The sequence below is a fragment of the Romboutsia sp. CE17 genome (genome assembly GCF_012317385.1).
Lineage (GTDB): Bacteria > Bacillota > Clostridia > Peptostreptococcales > Peptostreptococcaceae > Romboutsia_E.
Map to the genome: position 1 here is coordinate 1,760,525 of NZ_CP051144.1, position 20,747 is coordinate 1,781,271.

A 20,747-nucleotide genomic window follows, 5' to 3' on the forward strand; every position below is an offset into this window, starting at 1 on the left:
TGATATACTTCCTTTTATTAATTACTTAAAATTATTAATAAGCTAATGTATTTTCAATTTCTTTAGTAATATCTATTGCACCTTTTAAAAATTCTTCAACATAAACAACTTCTTCACTTACTCTTGAATACTCAGCTGCAAATGCAAGTACATTACTATCAAAAGATTCTTTGACATTTTTCTCAAGGTTAATATTTTCTTTTATTGAATTTATAAATTTATTTAAAACATTTAAAGTTCCACTGCTATTGTTTTCTAACTTTAAAATTCTTTCTTGTTTCTCCAAAAACTTTTTAATTTTTATTTCTCCTTCATTAAAGCTTCCAGCTACTTCACCATTAGTAAACATTAGCCTTATATTTCTATTATGATCTTTTGTAAATGCTGACAAATTAAAAGTAGCTGTAATGTTATTATCAAATTCCATTATACAAACCATATTATCAACAACATTATTATCACATCTGTATACACACCTTCCATAAGGTCCTTCTTTTAATATTGTATCTAGATTTTCTTTAGTCGGTTTAATATGTACTGCATGATTATATATACTTTCATTTTCTAGATATGATTTTTTACATGAATAAGGACAAAATTCTTCTTCACTACAAAGATAACAATTTTCACTTAAACTAAGTCTAAAACTATTACTATTAAAGTGCTTTAGGTTGCCAAATGAAGATATTTTCTTGCATTTTTTACCTGTAAGATATAGTAGTATATCCATGTCATGACAGCTCTCACTTAATATTAAAGGACTTGTATCACTGCTATTTCGCCAGTTACCTCTTACATATTTATGTATATAATTCGTATAACCTATACTATTGTTATATTCTATATTTACCAAATTTCCTAGTTCTTTGCTTTCTATTATCTCTTTTAATTTATTAAAAAAAACTGTGTATCTATAAGAATTACATATCATAAATACCTTATCATCATGTATTTTGGATATTTCTTTTAAATTAACTAATCCATCTAAACTATTCGCCATAGGAGTTTCTAATAAAACATTATACCCTTTTTCTAAAGCAAGTTTAGTTAGATTATAATGTCTATCATCATTAGTTGATATTATTACCGCATCTGATATTTTGTCTTCTTTGAAAAAATCCTCTGCACTTTCAAATATAAGTTCTTCCTTTATATTATATACTTTAGAAAATAAATCTCTTCTTCCCTTTTTAGTTTCTGCTACTGCAACTATTTCACATAAGCTCGTATTTTCTAAAATATATGGCGCATATACATGAGTTCCTCTAACTCCAGCCCCTATTATTGCAATTTTTAATTTCCCCATATTAATTCCCCTTCTCTATAATATAAAATATATTATATTTAATTCTATAAATTAATTATAGTATATTTTTATCCATTACTTACAATAAACCCTATATTTTTCTTTTATCACCACCTAGATTATTATAATATTTTGTATTATAATTTTAATTGTAAAAATTTATAATTAATAATATATCCTAGGAGGACATTTATTATGGAAATAAAAAGATATGAAGGAAATGGCAGAATGAGTTCTGTTGTAGTACATAACAATACAATATACCTATCAGGTCAAGTTCATGCTGAAGGTGATGTAAAAGAACAAACTGCCGGTGTATTAAGTAAAATAGAATCTTTATTAGAAAAATATAACTCAGATAAAAACCACATATTATCAGCAACTATATATTTAAAAACTATGGATGATTTTGCTGATATGAACTCAGTTTGGGATAACTGGACTGAAAATGGACATGAACCAGCGAGAGCCTGTGTCGAAGCTAAAATGGCTAGGGAATGTTTATTAGTTGAAATATCAATAGTTGCAGCTACTAAATAATTTAATAAAAATTAAGAGTGACTCAACATAAATTTTTATTAGTCGAGGCACTCTTTTTTTAATTCATTACATTTTACTCTTCATCTTCTATTGCCCATTGTAGAGATCTTGATACTGCTTTTTTCCAACCTTTATAAAGTTTTTCCCTTTTATCTTTATCCATAATTGGAGAAAATTCTTTTTCTACCTTCCATTTTGAAGTTATTTCATCCTTACTTTTATAAAATCTAACAGCTAGACCTGCTAAGTATGCTGCTCCTAATGCCGTAGTTTCTACTATCTCTGGCCTATCTATATTTATATTTAATATATCTGATTGAAACTGCATTAAGAAACTATTACTACTAGCTCCACCATCTACTTTTAAATATTTTAAATTTATATTTGAATCTTGTTCCATTACATTTATAACATCTTTTGTTTGATAAGCAATTGATTCTAATGTAGCTCTTATCAAATGCTCTTTTTTAGCTCCTCTAGTAAGACCTAGAACCGTTCCTCTTGCATACATATCCCAATATGGTGCTCCTAGACCAGTAAAGGCTGGTACTACATAAACACCATTTGTATCTTCTACTTTATTTGCATATGTTTCACTATCTTTAGCACTCTTAATCATTCTAAGTTCATCTCTAAGCCATTGAATCGATGCTCCACCCATAAATATACTTCCTTCTAAAGCATATTGAATCTTATCATCAATTCCCCAAGCTATTGTTGTTATAAGTCCATTTTTAGATTCAACTAACTTTTCACCAGTATTCATTAATAAAAAACAACCAGTTCCATAAGTATTTTTAGCACTACCTTCTTCAAAACAAGTTTGCCCAAATAATGCCGATTGCTGATCTCCTGCACATCCTGCTATTGGTATTTGTGCTCCTGCTAACATCTGCTCATCTGTATGGCCATATATATAACTAGAAGGCTTAACTTTCGGTAACATTGATATAGGTATATTTAATTCTTTTAAAATATCCTCATCCCATTTTAATTCTTTAATATTGTACATCATAGTTCTAGATGCATTAGAATAATCAGTAACATGTACCTTTCCATGAGTTAACTTCCATATAAGCCATGTATCCACTGTACCAAATAATAGTTCTCCATTATCAGCTTTTTCTCTAGCACCTTCAACATTATCTAATATCCATTTTATTTTTGTTGCAGAGAAATAAGCATCTATTAAAAGTCCTGTTTTTTCTTTTATAACGTGCTCTAAGTTTTTTTCCTTTAAACTGTTACATATATCTGAAGTCCTCCTACATTGCCAAACAATTGCATTGTAGATTGGTTTGCCTGTATTTTTATCCCAAACTATAGTAGTTTCTCTTTGATTTGTTATTCCTATTGCTGCTATTTCATCTGGAGTTATACCTGCTGTTTCTATAACCTCTCTCATAACCCCACTTTGAGAACCCCAAATTTCCATTGGATTATGTTCTACCCACCCAGCCTTAGGATATATTTGTGTAAATTCTTTTTGTGCAGTTTCTACTATTTCACCTTTTTTATTGAACAGTATCGCTCTAGAGCTAGTTGTTCCTTGGTCTAATGCCATTATATATTTTTTTTCCATACCGTCCTCCTAAAATGAAATTTTCTTTGCGCTTAAAAAATACTTTTTTATATTTTACCATAAATTTAAAATATATTATACACTACAAACTTTTAACAAGTTCAATCTTATCCCTATTAATAATAGCTATTTCCATTTCCTATATTTTGTGATAGAATATAAAATATATTTTCATTTGCTTTATTGTAAATTTAAATGTGCAGATTGAACATAATATTAATAGTATAAATTTTTAGTTTCAATCATAAAAACGTTATTATAATTAAATATTGATTTAAAATTAGGAGGATTAATATGGGTTTAAAAGACAAGTTTGCTGAATCATTTGCCAGATCTAAGACTATGAGTGCACCTGAGAAAAAAGCTAATGAGATTATGGGAAAATTACTATTAAAGAAAGCAATTTTACCTATAGTTCTTATGTTTATTGTAATCATAGTTGGTTCTTTTGCAAATATTAACGGTTGGGTTATCTTTGGTATAAACGTATTAATAGCGATCGGAACTTACTTCTACATAAAGAAAGCTGGAGAAAAATATCAAAACTTTAAACCTTATGTTGGTAACTTAATTAGTTTAGAGAAAAAAGGTAAAAAAGATTATGTTGCTATAATAAAGCAAGGTAAATTACCTGTAAAATTACAAATTGCTTACGGTGGAGAAGACTTAGAGCATATCAGAAAAAATCAATTAATCCAAATAAGCTATAATCCAGATCAAAAGATAGCAATATTAGTTAATAAACAATAATATCTTATATAAAAATGGAATGCATCATGCATTCCATTTTTATATGTATTTATTCAGCTTCATAAACGTATTTTTTATATATTTTTAATGCTTTAGCTAATTGGTCTGGGCATGAAGTTCCTCTATCTTTACATGGTATATTCTCTAGCGCATCAATTATATTGTCTATACTTTTCCCTTCTATAAGATGTTTTAATGCTATTAGATTTCCTGCACATCCATCTTCAAAAACAACATCCTTTAATATATCTCCTTCTATATTCATCAATATAGATTTTGAACAAACACCTTTTGTATAATATCTATACATAAAAACACCCCCTTATGTAATAAACTATGTCAAGTAAACTTTATTAATGATATTTATTGATATATAATCCTAGTATTTACTTCATTTATATGCTTTAATTTACTTATAGATTATAATAAGTTATTGAAAGGATGTGTAATATTGGATAAAGAAAATTTCTACGAAAGCTACTTTAGGTTTTTAACTTTATTATTTTGGCCAATAATATGTTATAAGTGGATCTTTATACAAAATTCAATTATAGAGTTAACCTTATTCTATATATACACTATAGTTGTGTCTATCTATATAATTTTAATAATAGTACATTCTATAAGATATAAGGAATTAAAAAATATACAGTTGCATTATAGAATAAGTACATCAACATCTTATATGCTTACTCTATCTACATTTTTATTATTCCCTACTAACATAACTCTTTTATACTTAAAATTTATATCTATATTAATTTATTTTTATTTTTCATGTAGAATGGTCTTTAAATTTAAAAATGAAGAAGGCGTAGTTGGAATTATATCAGCCTTACTATTGACATCTATTGCAATTTGCTACTAATATATTTGATATACTGGAAATGTTAGACATATATATTTTTTTTTGATATTATTTATATTAAAGGCGAATATTAATAATAAATACATATAAAGGAGTTAATTACCATGGAAAAAAAAGTTTTAGCAACAGTTGGACAAAAAGAAATAACTAATTTAGACGTTGAAGCAATATTAGGAGGATTAGATCCTTATCAAGCTGCTCACTTCAACTCTGAACAAGGTAAAAAACAAATATTAGAAGATTTAGTAAATCAAGAATTATTATACATGGAAGCTAAAGAAAATAACTTAGAGCAAGATGAAGAGTTCCAAAATGAATTAAAGAGAGTTCAAGAAAATATGTTAAAGCAATACGCTATGAACAAAGTTTTAACTAGTGTTACTTTAACTGAAGAAGAAAAAGAAGCTTTCTTCGAAGCTAATAAAGAGAGATTTGTTAAGCCTGATACTGCATCAGCTAAACATATATTAGTTGATACTGAAGAAAAAGCAAATGAATTATTAGGTAAAATAAATTCTGGAGAGGTTACTTTTGAAGCTGCAGCTACAGAACATTCAACTTGCCCATCTAAAGATGCAGGTGGAGATTTAGGAACATTCGAAAGAGGACAAATGGTTCCTGAGTTTGATGATGCTGTATTCACTATGAACAAAGGTGAAGTAGTTGGGCCAGTTAAAACTCAATTTGGATACCACTTAATAAAATTAGAAGATAGAAATAAAGGTGGACAATCTGAGTATGCAGAAGTTAAGGCTGAAATAGAAAAAGCTTTAACTTATCAAAAACAAAGTCAAGCTTATACTAACAAGTATAACGAATTAAAGACTAAGTATAATGATGTAGTTAAATTCAACGACTAATATAAAAATAATCAATAAAAAAATATAAAGCCTAGTAAATTTTACTAGGCTTTATATTTTTCTAACTATGTAGTTATATTATTATTGTCTTCACTATTCATTTTCTTGTAACAATAATCAATAATATCTCTTCTTTTTATTATACCTATAAAAGTTTCATTATCATCTATTACTGGTACAAAGTTTTGATTCATTGACTTTGAAATCAAATCTTCTATATTCGCCTCTATTGATACTGGAGCATTGTCTTTTCTTCTCTTTATTGTTGTTATAGGAATGTCCTCTACTCCCTTTAGGTCTAATGAAAAATCATTTTTTAATGTCCAAAGTAAATCTCCTTCTGTTAAAGTGCCTACATACTTTCCTTCCCTGTTTATTATAGGAATAGAAGAATATCTGTGATATTCCATTTTTTCTAAAGTTTGCCTCATTGTGTAGTCTTCATATATATATTCAACTTCACTTTTTGGTGTTAAAAAAAATAATATGTTCATTACACTACACCTCCAAATAATTAATATAAGGATTTATATATATTTGTTCATAAAAACATATATTTTATTTTCTTTTACATCTTAATTCTATCATATTTGCTATTTTATTTAAATTTTTATTTCAAATATTTTTTTCTGGGTATATGTATACTATATTCATTTTAGGAGGCTAAAACATGCAGTATTGTTATGATTATAGTATAGAGTTAGAAAATATGCTAAAAAAAGTATATGAGAATAAAATATACAAAATAGCTAAAGAAAATAATATTGATAATATTAATGAAAGTAACCTAAACAGTATTATTAGCATTTTTAAATCTACTCATGTATATATGGGAAGTGATTTAGATGATTTTATAATAAATTTAATGCCAACTGGAGATGCTGGTTATTTTTATAGAGTAGAAATATCAAAGCATTTTAACTATACTTACCCTAGATTATTTGACCACTTAGGTAATCCTCTAAAAAATCCAAGATGTAATAGTTATGCATTAAGATTATGGGAGGCCAATATGGAAGAAATATTTATAGAAGATATTCATAGTAAATTTAATAAAGAAAATTTTGATAAATTTGTAGAAAATAACTTATTAAATATGTCAAAAGATTTAGTTTCTTACGTAAAAAATGCTAATCAAAATAAGGATTTAATTATTCCTATTAAAGATAAATCAGAGCTATTATCTAGTATTAAATCTATGGTTTTAAGCAAAAAATTAGATTCTTCATGGATAGAATTACTAGTTGATATTGATATATTAAGAGAAGAAATGGAGAAGTATTCAGCTACATTTGAAATGTATAACGAATTTGATAAATTAGAAGATTCTTTAGAAGAATGTATAGATAACTTTCCTAAATATACATCAGAAGAACTATACAATATTTTAACTAATCAAAAAGGCTTTAATTTCGTTGAAAATATAGGATTAATTAAAAATATATAAATGCATAAAAGCCGCTATTTTAGCGGCTTCTTGACATACTACTAGATTTATAGTTAATAAAACTAATATATATGAATTTTTAATTATAATCTAACTACATTAGAAGCTTGAGGACCTTTTGCACCTTCAACTACGTCGAATTGAACGCTTTGTCCTTCTTCTAAAGACTTGTATCCTTCACCTTGTATAGCTGAGAAATGTACGAAAACATCTCCTTCACCTTCTACAGATATAAATCCAAATCCTTTTTCGTTGTTAAACCATTTAACTACACCAGTCTTCATTAATAAATCCTCCTAAAAAACACACAATTATTCAGCTAAGTCTTTTTAGCTTTGTTATAATTTTACCATGTATTTTCATTTTTGTCAAATAATATTAATTTTATACTATTTTTTTCTAAATGCTAAAATCCAGTATATAAGCTGTTTTCAGCTTATATTAGACTTTAGGAAAACATTTTAATAATTTACTTTTATAAGATGAAATTTTATTGCTTTATTACTCCAACCTAAGTCCCAAGGAACTAATAGTCTATCGGTATTATGACAAGTTACTAATGGATATCCTTTAGAGTCTAACCCTGTTACAGTAGATATGTGAGTTATTCTTCCACCTTTTTCATAAGCTACAAAGTCACCTGGTCTTAAATTATAAGCATCTTTATATACATCTTGATAAGCACCTTTTGCTATATATTGTGCTCTACCACTATATACCATGTAATTTTTAAATCCTTGTGCATTTACCCAAGCTTTAGTTCCCTCTCCTTTATAGTAGTTCCAAGTATCATTTTTCTTAAATCTTCCACTTTCAAACATAATCTGAGAAGCAAAGTTAGCACAGTCTCCACCTTCTGGGTTATAATCTCTGTAATCTTTATTAAACTTCATTCCATATTCTTCATCAGCTGCAGCTCCACAGTATTGGTGAGCGTAATCCATAGCTTTCTTTTGCTCTTCTGTAAGCTTAATCTCAGGTTTCTCATGACATTGTATATATTCCCTAATTTCATCTGAATTGATATTTTCTAAATTTAAGGAATCTTCAAATGGATCTGTATACCATTCTTTTACTATTACATATTGATCATCTCTTACTACTACATTTAGATAATGATATGTACCAATTCTAAACATATTAGATACTTCTGGATTGTTTTTATAAGAATATTTATACTCTGTAGATACAGTACATATTATTCCATACAATCCTTCTTCTTTTTCTTTAATTTTTTTCACTATAACTCTAGTCTTTATGTCATTAAAATTAACACCTTGCTTTTCGGACCAATGTTGTATATATTTCATTTTCTTTTCTTCATGCTCATATGCCCATAATCCAAATTTCTTACTTGTATCATATAATTCTTTTAATATAGCTGTATCTTGGTCTAAAATAGCCTTATTTCTGTAATCAAATAAATGTTCTAGTAGTACCTTATATTTTTCATTTTTTTGCTCATTAATAGTATTAGCATCTATTTTACTTGACTCTAGCACCTCTTCTTTTATATTTTTTTCTTCATTATATACACCTTTACTAATAAACACGCTCATTCCTAATGATAAAGTTAAGAATAAACATACTGTTAATTTTTTGATGTACTCACTTTTATTCTTGAGTAATTTCAAACAAAGCACCTCCCAACAAATAGTACATCCGATTTGTTTATAAAATATGTTTATCTTATTATATCCAATTAACTTATATACAATTAGTTATAAAAAAATTTTACAAATTAGTAAATTGTATCAATACATTAAAATTTTTATATTTATTTTTTGCAAATTATATTTTTTTATAAATATTAGTAGTAATATATATTTATAAAATTATTTTTCGGAGGGTTATTATGCTAAAAAGAGTCGCAGCGATTAATGATTTATCTGGTATAGGTAGATGTTCACTAACTGTAGCTATACCAATACTTTCAGCATTAAAGGTTCAATGCTGCCCTTTTCCAACTGCTATACTTTCAAGTCAGACTAATTATCCTGAGTTTACCTTCTTGGATTTTACTGATGAAATGAATAGTTACAAAACTGTATGGAAAAATTTATCTATTGAATTTGATTGTATATATAGTGGTTTTTTAGGTTCAATTCAACAAATTGAGATAGTTTTAAACTTTATAAAAGAAAACTCCGCTTCTTTAGTTGTGGTTGACCCTGTTATGGGTGATAATGGAATTTTATATCCAACATTTACAAAAGAAATGTGTAATGAGATGAAAGAACTAGTAAAACGTTCAAATTTAATTACACCTAACTTAACAGAAGCATGTATATTAACAGAAAAGGAATATCGCCTAGACTATACAAGAGATGAACTTATATCCATAGCTAAGACCTTATCAAGTTTAGGCCCTGAAAATGTAGTTATTACTGGTATAGTAGAAAATGATAATATAATCAACTTGGCTTATAATAAAACTACTGACCAACCTTACTTTACATCTGTAAAATACAATAATCGATCTTATAGTGGTACTGGTGATATTTTTACATCTATTGTTTGTGGTTTATTAGCTAATAACTATGACTTAAACTTTGCAGTTAATACTGCAACAAATTATATATATAAAACAATCAACTACACATCCCAGTTTAAAACTAATAGAAATGATGGTGTTATGTTTGAAATGTTTTTATCTGATTTAACAAATTTATAGTCCTATATTGATATAAGTATTTTCCATAGTATATCCATAGTTATTAAATTAATATAATTCTTTTAATATAAAAAAGTTATGTATTAAGATATTATTCTTAATACATAACTTTTTATTTTTCCACGATGTCCATTTTAAATCTTGTCTTATTAGTAGCTACATAATATACTATTATCTATTTGTATAATTTGATACAGTTTTTTTATCTTATTAGTAAGTAAAAATCATTTATTACTTAATAGTTCTATATCTTCCCTTAGGTTTATAAAATATAATATATAGAAGTATTGAAATATGGGGGGGTTATATAATGGATATTAATCATAAAGCAAAAGAATTTGCAAGCTATATAAAAAATACCGATGAATTTAAATACATGAATAAATGTAAAATTGATATTGAGAAAAATAGATCCTTAAAAAGACAATTTGATTCTTATATTAATACTAAAAATTCTATTTATTCCAGATATAAAATAGAAGATGCTACTGCAAGAATAAATAAGTTGAATAAAGAATACGATACATTTTTTAATCTACCTCTCGTAGCTAATTATATGGAGGCTACTAAGAACTTTAATGCTATGATGGAAAGATTGTATAAAACTATAGAAAAAGAACTTGTTAAATAAACTTATAATATATTATTATATAAAAATGTCCTTAAATTAATATTAATTTAAGGACATTTTTTAGTTTATAGCTTTTATAGCCTTCCTTTTAGTTTTTAAATTATTAAAAATACTTACAATTATTAATTGCAGTATGCTCACAATTACAATTATAGCACCTGGAGCTACATCCATATAAAATGATAATATTACTCCACTTATTATAGATATTTCTCCAAATAATATTGCATAAAAAATAGATTGTTTAAAACTCTTTGCTACTTTTAAACTTGTCGCAACTGGTATTGCTATTAATGAAGATACTAATAATACCCCAACTATTCTAAGTGTCATAGTTATACTTGCTGCAACTAATATCATAAAAATAGAGTTTATCATTTTTACTGGTATATTTGATAATTTAGCATTTTCTTCATCAAATGTTATGTATACTAACTCTTTGAAAAATAAATTTATAAATAATATAACTATTATAGCAGTTGCTATTATTATAAAAATATCTTCTTCTGTCACAGTAGCAATGCTACCATACATAAAAGAAAATAAATCAAAATTTACACTTGATGCACTCATTAATATTCCTGATATGCCAACTCCTAAAGCCATTATTATAGCTATAGATAAATCAGCATATTCCTTTAAACTACATCTAAGCCTATCAATTATAAGAGCAGCTAAACTCGATGCTACTAATGATCCTATAATAGGATTACCATTAAATATTGTAGATGCTGCTATACCTGATAATGCTATATGAGATAAACTATCACCTATTAAAGATAGTTTTCTTAATACTATAAACATCCCCATTAATGGGCATATTAATCCAACCACAGATGCTGCTATTAATGCCCTAACCATGAAATCATATTGAAATATTTCCAAATATATTGCCTCCTATTTAAATTTCAAAAAGATCTAATAGTGTACTCTTTGTCAAATCATTATCTATATTATCTATTACCTTAATATTTTTATTTTTAAGTACTGCTATTTTTTTTACTTCTTCTTTTACTATAAATAAATCATGTGAAACTATTACTATGGTAAGATTTAGATTTTCATTTAGCCTCTTTAATATTTCATAAAATTCTTTTTGACCATTTAAATCTATACCTACTGTTGGTTCATCTAATATTAATATTTTAGGATTTCTCATAAGAGCTCTACTTATAAAAACCTTTTGTTGCTGGCCTCCTGATAAACTACCTATTAATTTATCTTTTAATTCATAGATTCCTACTAATTTTAAAACTTTATAAACCTCTTCTAAGTGTTTTTTCTTTATTCTCTTAAATAATCCTATTTTAGGCGCTAAGTCCATAGCTACAACTTCAGTTACTGTTGCAGGGAAAGAAGTTGAAAATGAATTTGATTTTTGGTTTACATATCCGATCTTTTCCCAATTACTAAAAGTTGTAGTATCCTTATCTAATATTTTTATCTTGCCTTTAGTTGGATTTAATTCATTAATTATAAGCTTTAATAAGGTTGTTTTTCCACAACCATTTGGACCTACAATTCCTATATAGTCCCCTTGATTAATATTAAAATTAACATTTTCTAATATAGATTTATCTTCATATCCAAAACTTACATCTTTAAACTTAATTACATCTACCATTTTTATACCTACTTTAACACAGTTTTAAGAGTTTCTAAATTTTTTTCCATTAATGATACATAATCTTCACTATTATTAAAATCTTCTTTAGTTATACCATCAATAGAATATAAAATCATTGTATCTATATTAGCTTCATTTGCTATAGTTTGAGATACTTTAGGATTAACTAATCCATCAAATAATATATACTTTATATTTTTATCTTTTGCGTAGTCTGTAAGCTCTGCTATTTTGCTCATAGAAGGCTCTTGATTTGGATTTACACCTGTTACTGATATTTGATTAATACCATATTCCTTACATAAATATCCATAAGCATCATGAGAGACTAATATAGTTTTATTTTTTATTTCTTTTAAATTTTCTTTATAACTATCTTGTAAATCTTTTAATTCTTTTACATAATTATTATAATTTTCTTCATAATATTCTTTATTTTTAGCATCTACTTTCACAAGTGCATTTTTGATATTTTCACACTCTTTTATAGCATTGTTTATATTTAACCACACATGTGGATCATACTCACCATGATCATGCTCTTCTTCAGTATGATTCTCATCATGGCTTCCTTCTTCATATGTAATTTTTTCAATTCCTTCACTTGCTACTACAATGTTCAATTTTTCTGATTCTGATTTTATATTATCAGCAAACCCATCTACTCCTAAACCATTTTTTATAAGTAAATCTGCATTTTGTATGTCTTTTATAGTTTTTGCACTTATTTCGTAATCATGTGGCTCAGATGATGGTGGAACAATATAATTTAATTCAATTTTATCTTTCCCTATATTTTTAGTAAAGTCATATATGGGAAAAATAGTTGCATATACTTTAACTTTTTCATCCGATGTATTACCTTCTTCTTTCTTAACACCATTGGAACATGCTACTAGCCCTAAACTCATTATAATAATTAATATAGTTGTATATATTTTCTTCATAATTTAACCTCCTATGAAAATTTTAAATTTATATAAACTCAACTTACTAACCCCTAAATTATTTCATTATATAATTATCCCCCATAATCTTATATATTAACATATTTAGTTAATCATGTTAATAATTGACTCATATATTGATCTCATTATCAAAATATAATTAACCATGGGTATTAGATGTAGTTATAATTTTCCTATTAACTAGGTTTAAAAAATACTTCTAATTATGTATAATATAAAATATTGATTAAAATATTTTGTGACTTAATATAGGAGGAATAATTTTGAAAAAAAATAGCAATACATTAAAATTTAAAAGTAGCATAAATAATGATCCTGAAATAAACTCTATTGGTAAAACAATTTCCTTTTTCCTTATTTTATTGTTAACATTTGGAATGATGTATATTCTTAATAAGAATACTCATTTTACTTCAGATGATTTTAGATATCATTTTATGTATGAATCTTTTATGCCTACTGATAATGTTGAAAGAATTTCAAGTTTTAGTGATATAATTAAATCTATGTATAACCACTACTTTATGTGGGGAGGAAGAATTACTGCACATACTTTAGTTCAATTTTTCTTAATGTTTGATAAGCAGTTTTTCAATATTATTAACTCAATTGCCTTTGTTGGACTAGCTACACTTATTTACTTACACTCAAACGTTTCAAAAAAAATAAATATACCATTATTGATAGGTATAATATTATCATTATGGTTCTTCTTACCTCAATTTGGACTAACTATACTATGGGTATCAGGTGCAGGTAATTATTTATGGTGTACTTTAATTATATTATTATTCTTACTACCATATAGAAAACATCTTGAAAATGAAAATTATTTTAAAGATAGTGTTTTAAATTTCATTATTATGATTATCATAGGTTTCTTAGCTGGTTGGACAAATGAAAATACTGGTGGAGCTATGATATTATTAACTATGTTATTTATGGCTTACTATAAGTTTACAAATATAAGAATACCTAAATGGGCATTTTCTGGATTCTTCTCTGGATCTATTAGCTTCGGGCTTTTAGCTCTTGCACCTGGAAATAATGCTAGAAAAGAATACTTAGTTAATAAAACAGTAGACATATTTAAAAACATAGGAAATGTATTTGGTACTTCATTTACACTTATGTTTGGACTTACTATATTATTATTAGTAGTTTTAGCTTTCTTCCTAATAACTAATAATAATATACAACTAATAAATAAATCACTTACTATATCTTTTATGTATGTATTATCTGCTCTTGCAGGAATAGTAGTTTTAGTTGTTTCTCCTCAGATACCTGCTAGAACTTGGTTTGGACCTATAGTGTTTGTTATAATTGCAATTGGAAATATTTATTCAAATATATCTATTGATTTCAAATCATTACACATAATTTTAGCAGTTGCTCTGATAGGATTTACAATTAAATTTGCTTATAGTTACAATACTGCTTATAAGGATATTGTTAAAACTTACAAAAGTATAAATACTCAAATTTCTACAATAAATACAGAAAAAGAAAATGGAAATTTGGATATAGAAATTAAAAATATACCTAAAGTTCAAAGTGAATATAATGCATTTAGAGGTAGTAGATATATTAGCGACGATAAAGAGTCTTGGATTAACAAATGGATGGCTAAATATTATGACGTAAATTCAATAATTGGAGTTGATTAATATGAAAAATAAAATATTATCTATAATAATACCAATGTATAATGAAGAGGAATCTCTTCCTCATTTATATAATAGGCTAGTTGCTCTAGGAGAACAAATAAAAGATTATGAGTTAGAATTTCTATTTGTCAATGACGGTAGCAAAGATAGCTCTTTAGAAATAGTTAAGGCATTACGCAAAGCTGATAAAAGAGTTTGCTATGTTAATTTATCTAGAAACTTTGGCAAAGAAGTTGCTATGGGTGCGGCATTTGACTATGTTACAGGTGAAGCTGTTGCTATAATAGATGCTGACTTACAAGATCCTCCTGAGTTAATAGTTGATATGGTTAAATACTATGAAGAAGGATATGATGACGTTTATGCTAAGAGAAGAAGCAGAGATGGCGAAACTTGGCTTAAGAAGTTTACATCAAAAGCCTTCTACAGAATTTTACAAAAAGTATCTGATGTACCTATACAAAAAGATACAGGAGACTTCAGACTTTTAAGCAGAAGAGCTATAGAAGCTTTAAAGTCTTTTCCTGAAAGACAAAGATATACTAAAGGAATGTTTAGTTTAATAGGCTTTAAGAAAAAAGAAATAGAATTTGATAGAGATTCAAGAATTGCTGGTCAAACTAAATGGAATTACTTTAAGTTAATGGATTTAGCAATTGAAGGAATAGTATCCTTTACTATACTGCCACTTAGAATCTCTACATTAATGGGTATATTAAGTGGTATTGCTTCTTTCATATATATGATATTTGTATTTTCTAAAACTATAATTTTCGGTGTAGATGTACCAGGTTATGCTAGTATGGTTTGCATATTATTGTTCTTAAGTGCTGTTCAGCTAATATCATTAGGTATTATAGGTGAATACTTAGGAAGAATTTTCATAGAAGTAAAAGGTAGACCATTATACTTCGTTGAAGAATATTCAGGATCTATAGAATAAAAGAAGATGTCCTATATTTGGACATCTTTTTATGTATATTTAATTATAAGTAAAATCATCTCTCTTATTATTTATACTTATATCCTTTTTTTTAAATATAATTAATTTACTAAATATAAAGTTTAAAACAATAACAACTACATTAGTTACTATCTTTACAAATAAATCGTTTATTCCCATTAAAGTTGCCATTACAAATATTATAACTAATTCCACTACTCCAGAAAAAATTCTACAACTTACAAAGGCTCTAAATTCTTTTAATATATATTTTAAATCAGTTTCTCTACTTTCAAAAACAAAAAATTTATTTGTCACGTAAGCAAATAAAACCGCTACAATCCAAGCAATACAATTTGATACTAAAACATCGGCTTTAACTACTCTAGTAAAAAGTACATATGTAATCATATTTACAAGAAAAGTTAAACCACCAAACACTAAATAAAGTATGCTTTCTTTATATTTTTTTAAATCCACTCTATTAATCACCACCTTTTATATCTTTTCTAAAATCTATTATTTAATATACCATATAATTATATAATAGTAAATTTTAATATCATTTTAGTTTGTCTATTATTAGTATATTCAATTTATCTTAAAATACTTATTACCTAAATATATAAAAAAGAGCCATTTAATAGGCTCTTTTTTTAGAATTTAAATTTATTACATTTTATCAAATGGCATCATATTTTGCATATACATATTTTGCATATGCATGTAATAATTCATCCACATATCGTTCATGTCATTTATATCTTGTATTTGATTCATATATGGCATGTCTAGAGATGGATATTTACTTGACATATTACCCATACATTGCATTGGTGTCATATCATACATTGGACTTACATAAGTTGAGCATAAATTTCCTGTACAAAGGTCACAGTCTTCTACATATATAGTCTCAGGTTGTTTGCTTTGATTATAAGTCTTCATATTATGCATATTCATGTTATATTGGTTCATATCACATGGATTCATATTACATTGATTTTGTACTGGCTGACTTTTGCATCCATAAGATTTTTTCTTAGGAGGATTACAAGAATAATCATATTCTTCATATTTACAAGTACAACTTGGTTTAGATGTTTTGCAAATTTCTTCTACTTTTACATATTCATAAGTTTTTTCTGTCTTACAAGGATCCATTTTAGAACATTTATCTAATTTAGAGCCACATTTTTCAATCATTTCTTCACATTTTTTAGATTTACTTTCGTATTCTTTTATTTTTTCTCCTGCACTCTTATAGCATTCTAATGCTTTTTCATCACATTTTAATGCTTGAGAATATAACTCTTTAGCTTTTTCATTATAGCATTGCGCTTTTTCATATAAGCATTTTGCACTTTCACAGTTAGTTTCTGCTTCTTGTTGTATTTGTTTCCCCTCTTGATATAAACATTTTGCCTTAGCACAAAGTTCTTCCGCTTTTTGCATTAATTGCTGAGCCTTACATTCTGCCGCCTTAGCTTCCCTTTCAGTACAACTTGCATTTTGTAATAAATTATTAGCTTTTTGTTCTAATACTTTAGCAGATTTCTCGCATTCTTTAGCTTGATTATAAGCCTCATTAGCCTTACAATCATAATCTAATGCTTTTTCAAATAATTCTTCTGCTTTCTTAGCTAGATTTACACATTTATCAACACATGTGATCTCATAATCCTCGCATAAATCATCTATATATTTTTTTATTGGCTTTTTACAAGCTGTATTACATGAACATACATTAGCTGATTTAGTTTGTTTTGCAGGTTTACAATTCATTTTTTCTTCACATGGATTGCAAGCATCATACTGAGGAGTGCATGAACAAGATTGTTTCTTTTTCTTTCTCATAACGTGTCAAAACCCCTTTGCTGTAGATTTAAAATTTCATAAGCATGGCTTATGTTGTTTACTATAATTATATGATTCCAACTTAAACTGGTTACTAATTATTTATCTTTTATGGATCATCTACTAAATTTAAGTGTTTTTTATTTTTATATTTTGCTTTTTAAATTTAACATATTTTATAAATTATAATATTTACTTTATTGCATAACCTATAAATAGAGCTTTTAAATTTATGAAATTGGAGTGATTCTATGCCTTCTACTAACGAAAATAAAAAAGAATTAGATCAATATTGTGATTATAATTGTAATTGTAATTGTAAATCCAATTTTATTAGTGAATACCCTTTATTAACCACTTTAATTACATCTGGTACAATTTTATCTACAACAGCTTTGTTAAGCCAAAAAGGAAGAAAGATTTTAATACCTACCTTTAAATATATAGGAAAACAACAGCTAAAGCTTTTTGCTGGAATTGGTATATTATCGATTGCTAATTATATAACAAAAGAAAACTTTTTATCAAAGGATATTCTTGAAAAAAATAATTTACAAGATATTAATCCTGATGATGATAATGAAATTATCTTAAACAGTGTTATAAAGTTTTAATATAAGAATATTTTTTACTAAAATATAAAAAGGAATGTATTATCAATAAATACATTCCTTTTTATATTAATCCAATGTAATTAATTCGTTATTATAGTAAACACTTACCTCTTTTATATTAAGGGATTTAGATTTATAATTATCTTGTAAAATATTTTTAACTATAAGATTTATAGTATCAAATTTAGCATACTCATTTAAGTAATCAACTTTCCAAGAAATTTCTTTAGAATCATCTTTAAATTCTTCAAGATTTATTTCTACATAATTATTGTTAACAATACTAGCCTTTATAGGTAATCCATTAAAGCACTCTTTTGAAATAGTAGATAGTATTAAATTAACTTTTTCTTTATTAGTACTATTGGCATCGTATTCTATTTCAACAAACTGAGATGCATCCTTTGAATCTATTTGTATAGCTAAAGTCTCACTATTACTCGTTTTACTTTCAACTGCAGTAATATTATCTAAATTTTGAATATCTGTTGTACTTTCATTAAAATTTGAACATGCAGTACCAAATAAAATAGTAGTGCTTAAAAATATAACTGTATTGAATTTATTCATAAGCATACCTCAATATAGAATTTTTTACATTATATCATATATTGAAGAATTTTTCTATTTTTTAACATTATATTATATTTATTGTATTTCAAGATGTCTACATTTCACATTTATATTATATTCTTTTTCCATTTTTTCTAAATCTTTATTTATAAGACCTTTAATTTGCTTAATTTTCTCTGGAACTGTATTTTCATATAATAAGTCATAATTTAATTCTATATAATCTGATGTCTTAGCATCAAAATTAAACTTATAACTTTCTATTGGTAAATCCAAGTATACATGATTATTTGCAGAATTTATACTTAAATTTTTAGATATTGGAATATTGCTACTTATATGTATAGTACCTTCATATTCATTGCCATTATATTGATTAATATTTATATTATCAGGTATATAATCCTCTATATTTTCAATAAAGCTATAACTTTCATTTGAATATATATTTAAGTATTCACACTCTATATCTAAACTATTTATTCCCAAAAGTTCAGTAACCTCTAAATAAATATTGCTAGAACTTAATATTTGTAATTTATCTATATTTTTAATTTTCTTAGGTAAAGATATTGCTCCACTAGATGTTTTAAATAATATACTATTTAAACTTAAGTTATCGTCTATATTTAAATTCCCATAAAGGGTAACTACTTCTAAATCTACATTTTCTGGTATGTAAACTATTAAACCAGAATTGTTTATAGAAACTAAAGATTTTATTCCTAAGTTGAATAACTCTTTAAAATCTAATATTTTAAATTCATAATTTTTATTACTTTCAACCTCACTTATGCTTAAATTATTATCATTATTTGAAACATCATATCTTGCATAATCAACGTTTCCAAGCTTATTTACTTTTATTTTATTTTCATTATTCTTTTTAACTGTTACATTACTTTCTGTTGTATATATTGTAAGCTTTTTAGTATCTTCAATACTTTCATTATATATAGTTTCTTCTTTGATAGCTTCTTGCTCTGCTTTTGATATTTCCCTCATAAAATATGGCATTGTATTTATTCCCGACCAAATGGTACCAATTAATCCAACTATTATTAAAATTATTGCAAATACGGAAAGTTTTTTATTCATAATCATCTTCTCCTTCCCAATTATCATTGTTTTCGTTCTTATCTTTTTTTTCACTTGCATTTATATATATATTTCTTGTTTTTAGCCAATTTATATATTGTTTGTATAATCTTCTAAAGAATCTTATAAAAAATAAATATATCTGCCATATAATAATTTCACATCCTATTATAAATATTGATGCAAATACTACTACTGATGTTATTTCAGGTACTGCCCATACAAACTTAATAATAAAAGGCATTGCAACTACAAAACCTATTAAAGATGTAGCTAGGGTAATACCTATACATACCATAGTTACTATAAAAGTAAACGCTGGTATTAATAAAAATAAAGATAATAAAAATAGTACTATTTTTATAGCTCTTGTAGATAATTTCGAATTTTTCTTGTATAAATCAGGAGTAAGCTTTTCACTTATATAGCTCTTTCCCTTACTAAACTTATCCTTAGCCTTAATTTTTAACTTTTTATATTCATCACTAAAATGGTTTATAGTCTTGTTATTTTTAAGCTGCTTACTTTCATCTTTTTCTTTTATTTGAGATATTAGCTCTTTTGCTATAGCTTTTGGAGATCCTAATGCTGATATTATTTCCATATCACTTTTTCCCTCAATCAATCCATCTACAAAATATTCTTCATAGTCTCTCAATATATCATTAACTTCATCATCTGAAAAATCTTTTCTTAGATAGTCTTTTAGTATTTCTAAAAATTCATTTTTATTCAAGAT

General features: G+C 26.0%; 24 protein-coding genes. 10 read left to right on the forward strand and 14 right to left on the reverse strand.

Going from position 1 to position 20,747, the window contains the following annotated elements; translation table 11 throughout:
• Positions 1-34 precede the first annotated feature (34 nt).
• Positions 35-1,306, reverse strand: a complete 1,272-nt coding sequence (locus HF520_RS08420; RefSeq protein WP_168573599.1) for a Gfo/Idh/MocA family protein — start codon at positions 1,304-1,306, stop codon at positions 35-37.
• A gap of 195 nt (positions 1,307-1,501) precedes the next feature.
• Here HF520_RS08420 and HF520_RS08425 point away from each other — a divergent pair, with 195 nt between their 5' ends.
• Positions 1,502-1,846 carry a RidA family protein gene (locus HF520_RS08425; RefSeq protein WP_168573600.1) on the forward strand — a complete coding sequence of 115 codons (345 nt, stop codon included), beginning with the start codon at positions 1,502-1,504 and terminating at the stop codon, positions 1,844-1,846.
• 73 nt (positions 1,847-1,919) lie between these two features.
• On the opposite strand, the gene glpK is transcribed toward HF520_RS08425, so the two are convergent.
• Entirely contained in the window at positions 1,920-3,428 is a 1,509-nt protein-coding gene (glpK, locus tag HF520_RS08430) for a glycerol kinase GlpK (RefSeq protein WP_168573601.1), read from the reverse strand.
• 294 nt (positions 3,429-3,722) lie between these two features.
• On the opposite strand from glpK, the gene HF520_RS08435 reads away from it, so the two are divergent.
• Positions 3,723-4,178, forward strand: coding sequence for a hypothetical protein (locus HF520_RS08435; protein ID WP_168573602.1), 456 nt, complete (start codon positions 3,723-3,725; stop codon positions 4,176-4,178).
• Between the two features lie 49 nt (positions 4,179-4,227).
• On the opposite strand, the gene HF520_RS08440 is transcribed toward HF520_RS08435, so the two are convergent.
• Complete coding sequence (locus HF520_RS08440) at positions 4,228-4,488, reverse strand: TIGR03905 family TSCPD domain-containing protein (RefSeq protein WP_168573603.1); 261 nt, start codon at positions 4,486-4,488, stop codon at positions 4,228-4,230.
• Between the two features lie 141 nt (positions 4,489-4,629).
• Here HF520_RS08440 and HF520_RS08445 point away from each other — a divergent pair, with 141 nt between their 5' ends.
• Together HF520_RS08445 and HF520_RS08450 are read left to right on the forward strand one after the other, a co-directional pair.
• Entirely contained in the window at positions 4,630-5,046 is a 417-nt protein-coding gene (locus HF520_RS08445; protein WP_168573604.1) for a hypothetical protein, read from the forward strand.
• Positions 5,047-5,150: 104 nt separating this feature from the next.
• Positions 5,151-5,906, forward strand: coding sequence for a peptidylprolyl isomerase (locus HF520_RS08450; RefSeq protein WP_168573605.1), 756 nt, complete (start codon positions 5,151-5,153; stop codon positions 5,904-5,906).
• 65 nt (positions 5,907-5,971) lie between these two features.
• Here the strand turns inward: HF520_RS08450 and HF520_RS08455 are convergent, their stop codons facing one another.
• Positions 5,972-6,400: a CBS domain-containing protein gene (locus HF520_RS08455; protein ID WP_168573606.1), complete on the reverse strand. Its 429-nt coding sequence runs from the start codon at positions 6,398-6,400 to the stop codon at positions 5,972-5,974.
• Positions 6,401-6,576: 176 nt separating this feature from the next.
• Here HF520_RS08455 and HF520_RS08460 point away from each other — a divergent pair, with 176 nt between their 5' ends.
• Positions 6,577-7,353 (forward strand): hypothetical protein, encoded by a 777-nt coding sequence (locus HF520_RS08460; RefSeq protein WP_168573607.1) that lies wholly within the window; start codon positions 6,577-6,579, stop codon positions 7,351-7,353.
• A gap of 83 nt (positions 7,354-7,436) precedes the next feature.
• Here HF520_RS08460 and HF520_RS08465 read toward each other — a convergent pair whose 3' ends face one another.
• Together HF520_RS08465 and HF520_RS08470 are read right to left on the reverse strand one after the other, a co-directional pair.
• Entirely contained in the window at positions 7,437-7,637 is a 201-nt protein-coding gene (locus tag HF520_RS08465) for a cold-shock protein (RefSeq protein WP_168573608.1), read from the reverse strand.
• A gap of 177 nt (positions 7,638-7,814) precedes the next feature.
• The gene (locus tag HF520_RS08470) at positions 7,815-8,987 is read right to left on the reverse strand and encodes an amidase domain-containing protein (protein ID WP_243155131.1); all 1,173 of its coding nucleotides are present in this window, start codon (positions 8,985-8,987) and stop codon (positions 7,815-7,817) included.
• Between the two features lie 221 nt (positions 8,988-9,208).
• On the opposite strand from HF520_RS08470, the gene HF520_RS08475 reads away from it, so the two are divergent.
• Both HF520_RS08475 and HF520_RS08480 read left to right on the forward strand, forming a co-directional pair.
• Positions 9,209-10,027, forward strand: coding sequence for a pyridoxamine kinase (locus HF520_RS08475; RefSeq protein WP_168573609.1), 819 nt, complete (start codon positions 9,209-9,211; stop codon positions 10,025-10,027).
• Positions 10,028-10,337: 310 nt separating this feature from the next.
• Positions 10,338-10,658 carry a YlbF family regulator gene (locus HF520_RS08480; RefSeq protein ID WP_168573610.1) on the forward strand — a complete coding sequence of 107 codons (321 nt, stop codon included), beginning with the start codon at positions 10,338-10,340 and terminating at the stop codon, positions 10,656-10,658.
• 60 nt (positions 10,659-10,718) lie between these two features.
• Here the strand turns inward: HF520_RS08480 and HF520_RS08485 are convergent, their stop codons facing one another.
• The 3 genes from HF520_RS08485 to HF520_RS08495 are packed head-to-tail and all read right to left on the reverse strand — an operon-like array spanning position 10,719 to position 13,232.
• Complete coding sequence (locus tag HF520_RS08485; RefSeq protein WP_207710988.1) at positions 10,719-11,543, reverse strand: metal ABC transporter permease; 825 nt, start codon at positions 11,541-11,543, stop codon at positions 10,719-10,721.
• Positions 11,544-11,559: 16 nt separating this feature from the next.
• Complete coding sequence (locus tag HF520_RS08490; protein WP_168573611.1) at positions 11,560-12,282, reverse strand: metal ABC transporter ATP-binding protein; 723 nt, start codon at positions 12,280-12,282, stop codon at positions 11,560-11,562.
• Between the two features lie 8 nt (positions 12,283-12,290).
• Positions 12,291-13,232: a metal ABC transporter solute-binding protein, Zn/Mn family gene (locus HF520_RS08495; RefSeq protein WP_168573612.1), complete on the reverse strand. Its 942-nt coding sequence runs from the start codon at positions 13,230-13,232 to the stop codon at positions 12,291-12,293.
• Positions 13,233-13,516: 284 nt separating this feature from the next.
• Here HF520_RS08495 and HF520_RS08500 point away from each other — a divergent pair, with 284 nt between their 5' ends.
• Together HF520_RS08500 and HF520_RS08505 are read left to right on the forward strand one after the other, a co-directional pair.
• Complete coding sequence (locus HF520_RS08500) at positions 13,517-14,923, forward strand: DUF3329 domain-containing protein (RefSeq protein WP_168573613.1); 1,407 nt, start codon at positions 13,517-13,519, stop codon at positions 14,921-14,923.
• Between the two features lies 1 nt (position 14,924).
• Positions 14,925-15,866, forward strand: a complete 942-nt coding sequence (locus HF520_RS08505) for a glycosyltransferase family 2 protein (RefSeq protein ID WP_168573614.1) — start codon at positions 14,925-14,927, stop codon at positions 15,864-15,866.
• 39 nt (positions 15,867-15,905) lie between these two features.
• On the opposite strand, the gene HF520_RS08510 is transcribed toward HF520_RS08505, so the two are convergent.
• On the reverse strand, positions 15,906-16,346 hold the full coding sequence (locus HF520_RS08510) for a GtrA family protein (protein WP_168573615.1): 441 nt from the start codon (positions 16,344-16,346) through the stop codon (positions 15,906-15,908).
• Positions 16,347-16,538: 192 nt separating this feature from the next.
• The gene (locus HF520_RS08515) at positions 16,539-17,723 is read right to left on the reverse strand and encodes a hypothetical protein (RefSeq protein ID WP_168573616.1); all 1,185 of its coding nucleotides are present in this window, start codon (positions 17,721-17,723) and stop codon (positions 16,539-16,541) included.
• A 251-nt stretch (positions 17,724-17,974) separates the two neighbouring features.
• Between HF520_RS08515 and HF520_RS08520 the strand changes: the two genes are divergently transcribed.
• The gene (locus tag HF520_RS08520; protein ID WP_168573617.1) at positions 17,975-18,337 is read left to right on the forward strand and encodes a hypothetical protein; all 363 of its coding nucleotides are present in this window, start codon (positions 17,975-17,977) and stop codon (positions 18,335-18,337) included.
• Between the two features lie 66 nt (positions 18,338-18,403).
• Here the strand turns inward: HF520_RS08520 and HF520_RS08525 are convergent, their stop codons facing one another.
• The 3 genes from HF520_RS08525 to HF520_RS08535 form a co-directional block, all read right to left on the reverse strand.
• Positions 18,404-18,907, reverse strand: a complete 504-nt coding sequence (locus HF520_RS08525; RefSeq protein WP_168573618.1) for a hypothetical protein — start codon at positions 18,905-18,907, stop codon at positions 18,404-18,406.
• Between the two features lie 78 nt (positions 18,908-18,985).
• Positions 18,986-20,008 (reverse strand): DUF4097 family beta strand repeat-containing protein, encoded by a 1,023-nt coding sequence (locus HF520_RS08530; RefSeq protein WP_168573619.1) that lies wholly within the window; start codon positions 20,006-20,008, stop codon positions 18,986-18,988.
• Complete coding sequence (locus HF520_RS08535) at positions 20,001-20,744, reverse strand: DUF1700 domain-containing protein (protein ID WP_168573620.1); 744 nt, start codon at positions 20,742-20,744, stop codon at positions 20,001-20,003. The genes HF520_RS08530 and HF520_RS08535 overlap by 8 nt, the downstream gene beginning before the upstream one ends.
• Positions 20,745-20,747: the final 3 nt, after the last annotated feature.

What these genes read in the sequence shown, in the direction of transcription:
- HF520_RS08495 (WP_168573612.1), bottom strand. Translation starts at nt 13,232, where the DNA reads ATGAAGAAAATATATACAACTATATTAATTATTATAATGAGTTTAGGG.
- glpK (WP_168573601.1), bottom strand. Translation starts at nt 3,428, where the DNA reads ATGGAAAAAAAATATATAATGGCATTAGACCAAGGAACAACTAGCTCT.
- HF520_RS08455 (WP_168573606.1), bottom strand. Translation starts at nt 6,400, where the DNA reads ATGAACATATTATTTTTTTTAACACCAAAAAGTGAAGTTGAATATATA.
- HF520_RS08490 (WP_168573611.1), bottom strand. Translation starts at nt 12,282, where the DNA reads ATGGTAGATGTAATTAAGTTTAAAGATGTAAGTTTTGGATATGAAGAT.
- HF520_RS08440 (WP_168573603.1), bottom strand. Translation starts at nt 4,488, where the DNA reads ATGTATAGATATTATACAAAAGGTGTTTGTTCAAAATCTATATTGATG.
- HF520_RS08520 (WP_168573617.1), top strand. Translation starts at nt 17,975, where the DNA reads ATGCCTTCTACTAACGAAAATAAAAAAGAATTAGATCAATATTGTGAT.
- HF520_RS08475 (WP_168573609.1), top strand. Translation starts at nt 9,209, where the DNA reads ATGCTAAAAAGAGTCGCAGCGATTAATGATTTATCTGGTATAGGTAGA.
- HF520_RS08465 (WP_168573608.1), bottom strand. Translation starts at nt 7,637, where the DNA reads ATGAAGACTGGTGTAGTTAAATGGTTTAACAACGAAAAAGGATTTGGA.
- HF520_RS08425 (WP_168573600.1), top strand. Translation starts at nt 1,502, where the DNA reads ATGGAAATAAAAAGATATGAAGGAAATGGCAGAATGAGTTCTGTTGTA.
- HF520_RS08460 (WP_168573607.1), top strand. Translation starts at nt 6,577, where the DNA reads ATGCAGTATTGTTATGATTATAGTATAGAGTTAGAAAATATGCTAAAA.
- HF520_RS08450 (WP_168573605.1), top strand. Translation starts at nt 5,151, where the DNA reads ATGGAAAAAAAAGTTTTAGCAACAGTTGGACAAAAAGAAATAACTAAT.
- HF520_RS08515 (WP_168573616.1), bottom strand. Translation starts at nt 17,723, where the DNA reads ATGAGAAAGAAAAAGAAACAATCTTGTTCATGCACTCCTCAGTATGAT.
- HF520_RS08480 (WP_168573610.1), top strand. Translation starts at nt 10,338, where the DNA reads ATGGATATTAATCATAAAGCAAAAGAATTTGCAAGCTATATAAAAAAT.
- HF520_RS08530 (WP_168573619.1), bottom strand. Translation starts at nt 20,008, where the DNA reads ATGAATAAAAAACTTTCCGTATTTGCAATAATTTTAATAATAGTTGGA.
- HF520_RS08505 (WP_168573614.1), top strand. Translation starts at nt 14,925, where the DNA reads ATGAAAAATAAAATATTATCTATAATAATACCAATGTATAATGAAGAG.
- HF520_RS08525 (WP_168573618.1), bottom strand. Translation starts at nt 18,907, where the DNA reads ATGAATAAATTCAATACAGTTATATTTTTAAGCACTACTATTTTATTT.
- HF520_RS08420 (WP_168573599.1), bottom strand. Translation starts at nt 1,306, where the DNA reads ATGGGGAAATTAAAAATTGCAATAATAGGGGCTGGAGTTAGAGGAACT.
- HF520_RS08435 (WP_168573602.1), top strand. Translation starts at nt 3,723, where the DNA reads ATGGGTTTAAAAGACAAGTTTGCTGAATCATTTGCCAGATCTAAGACT.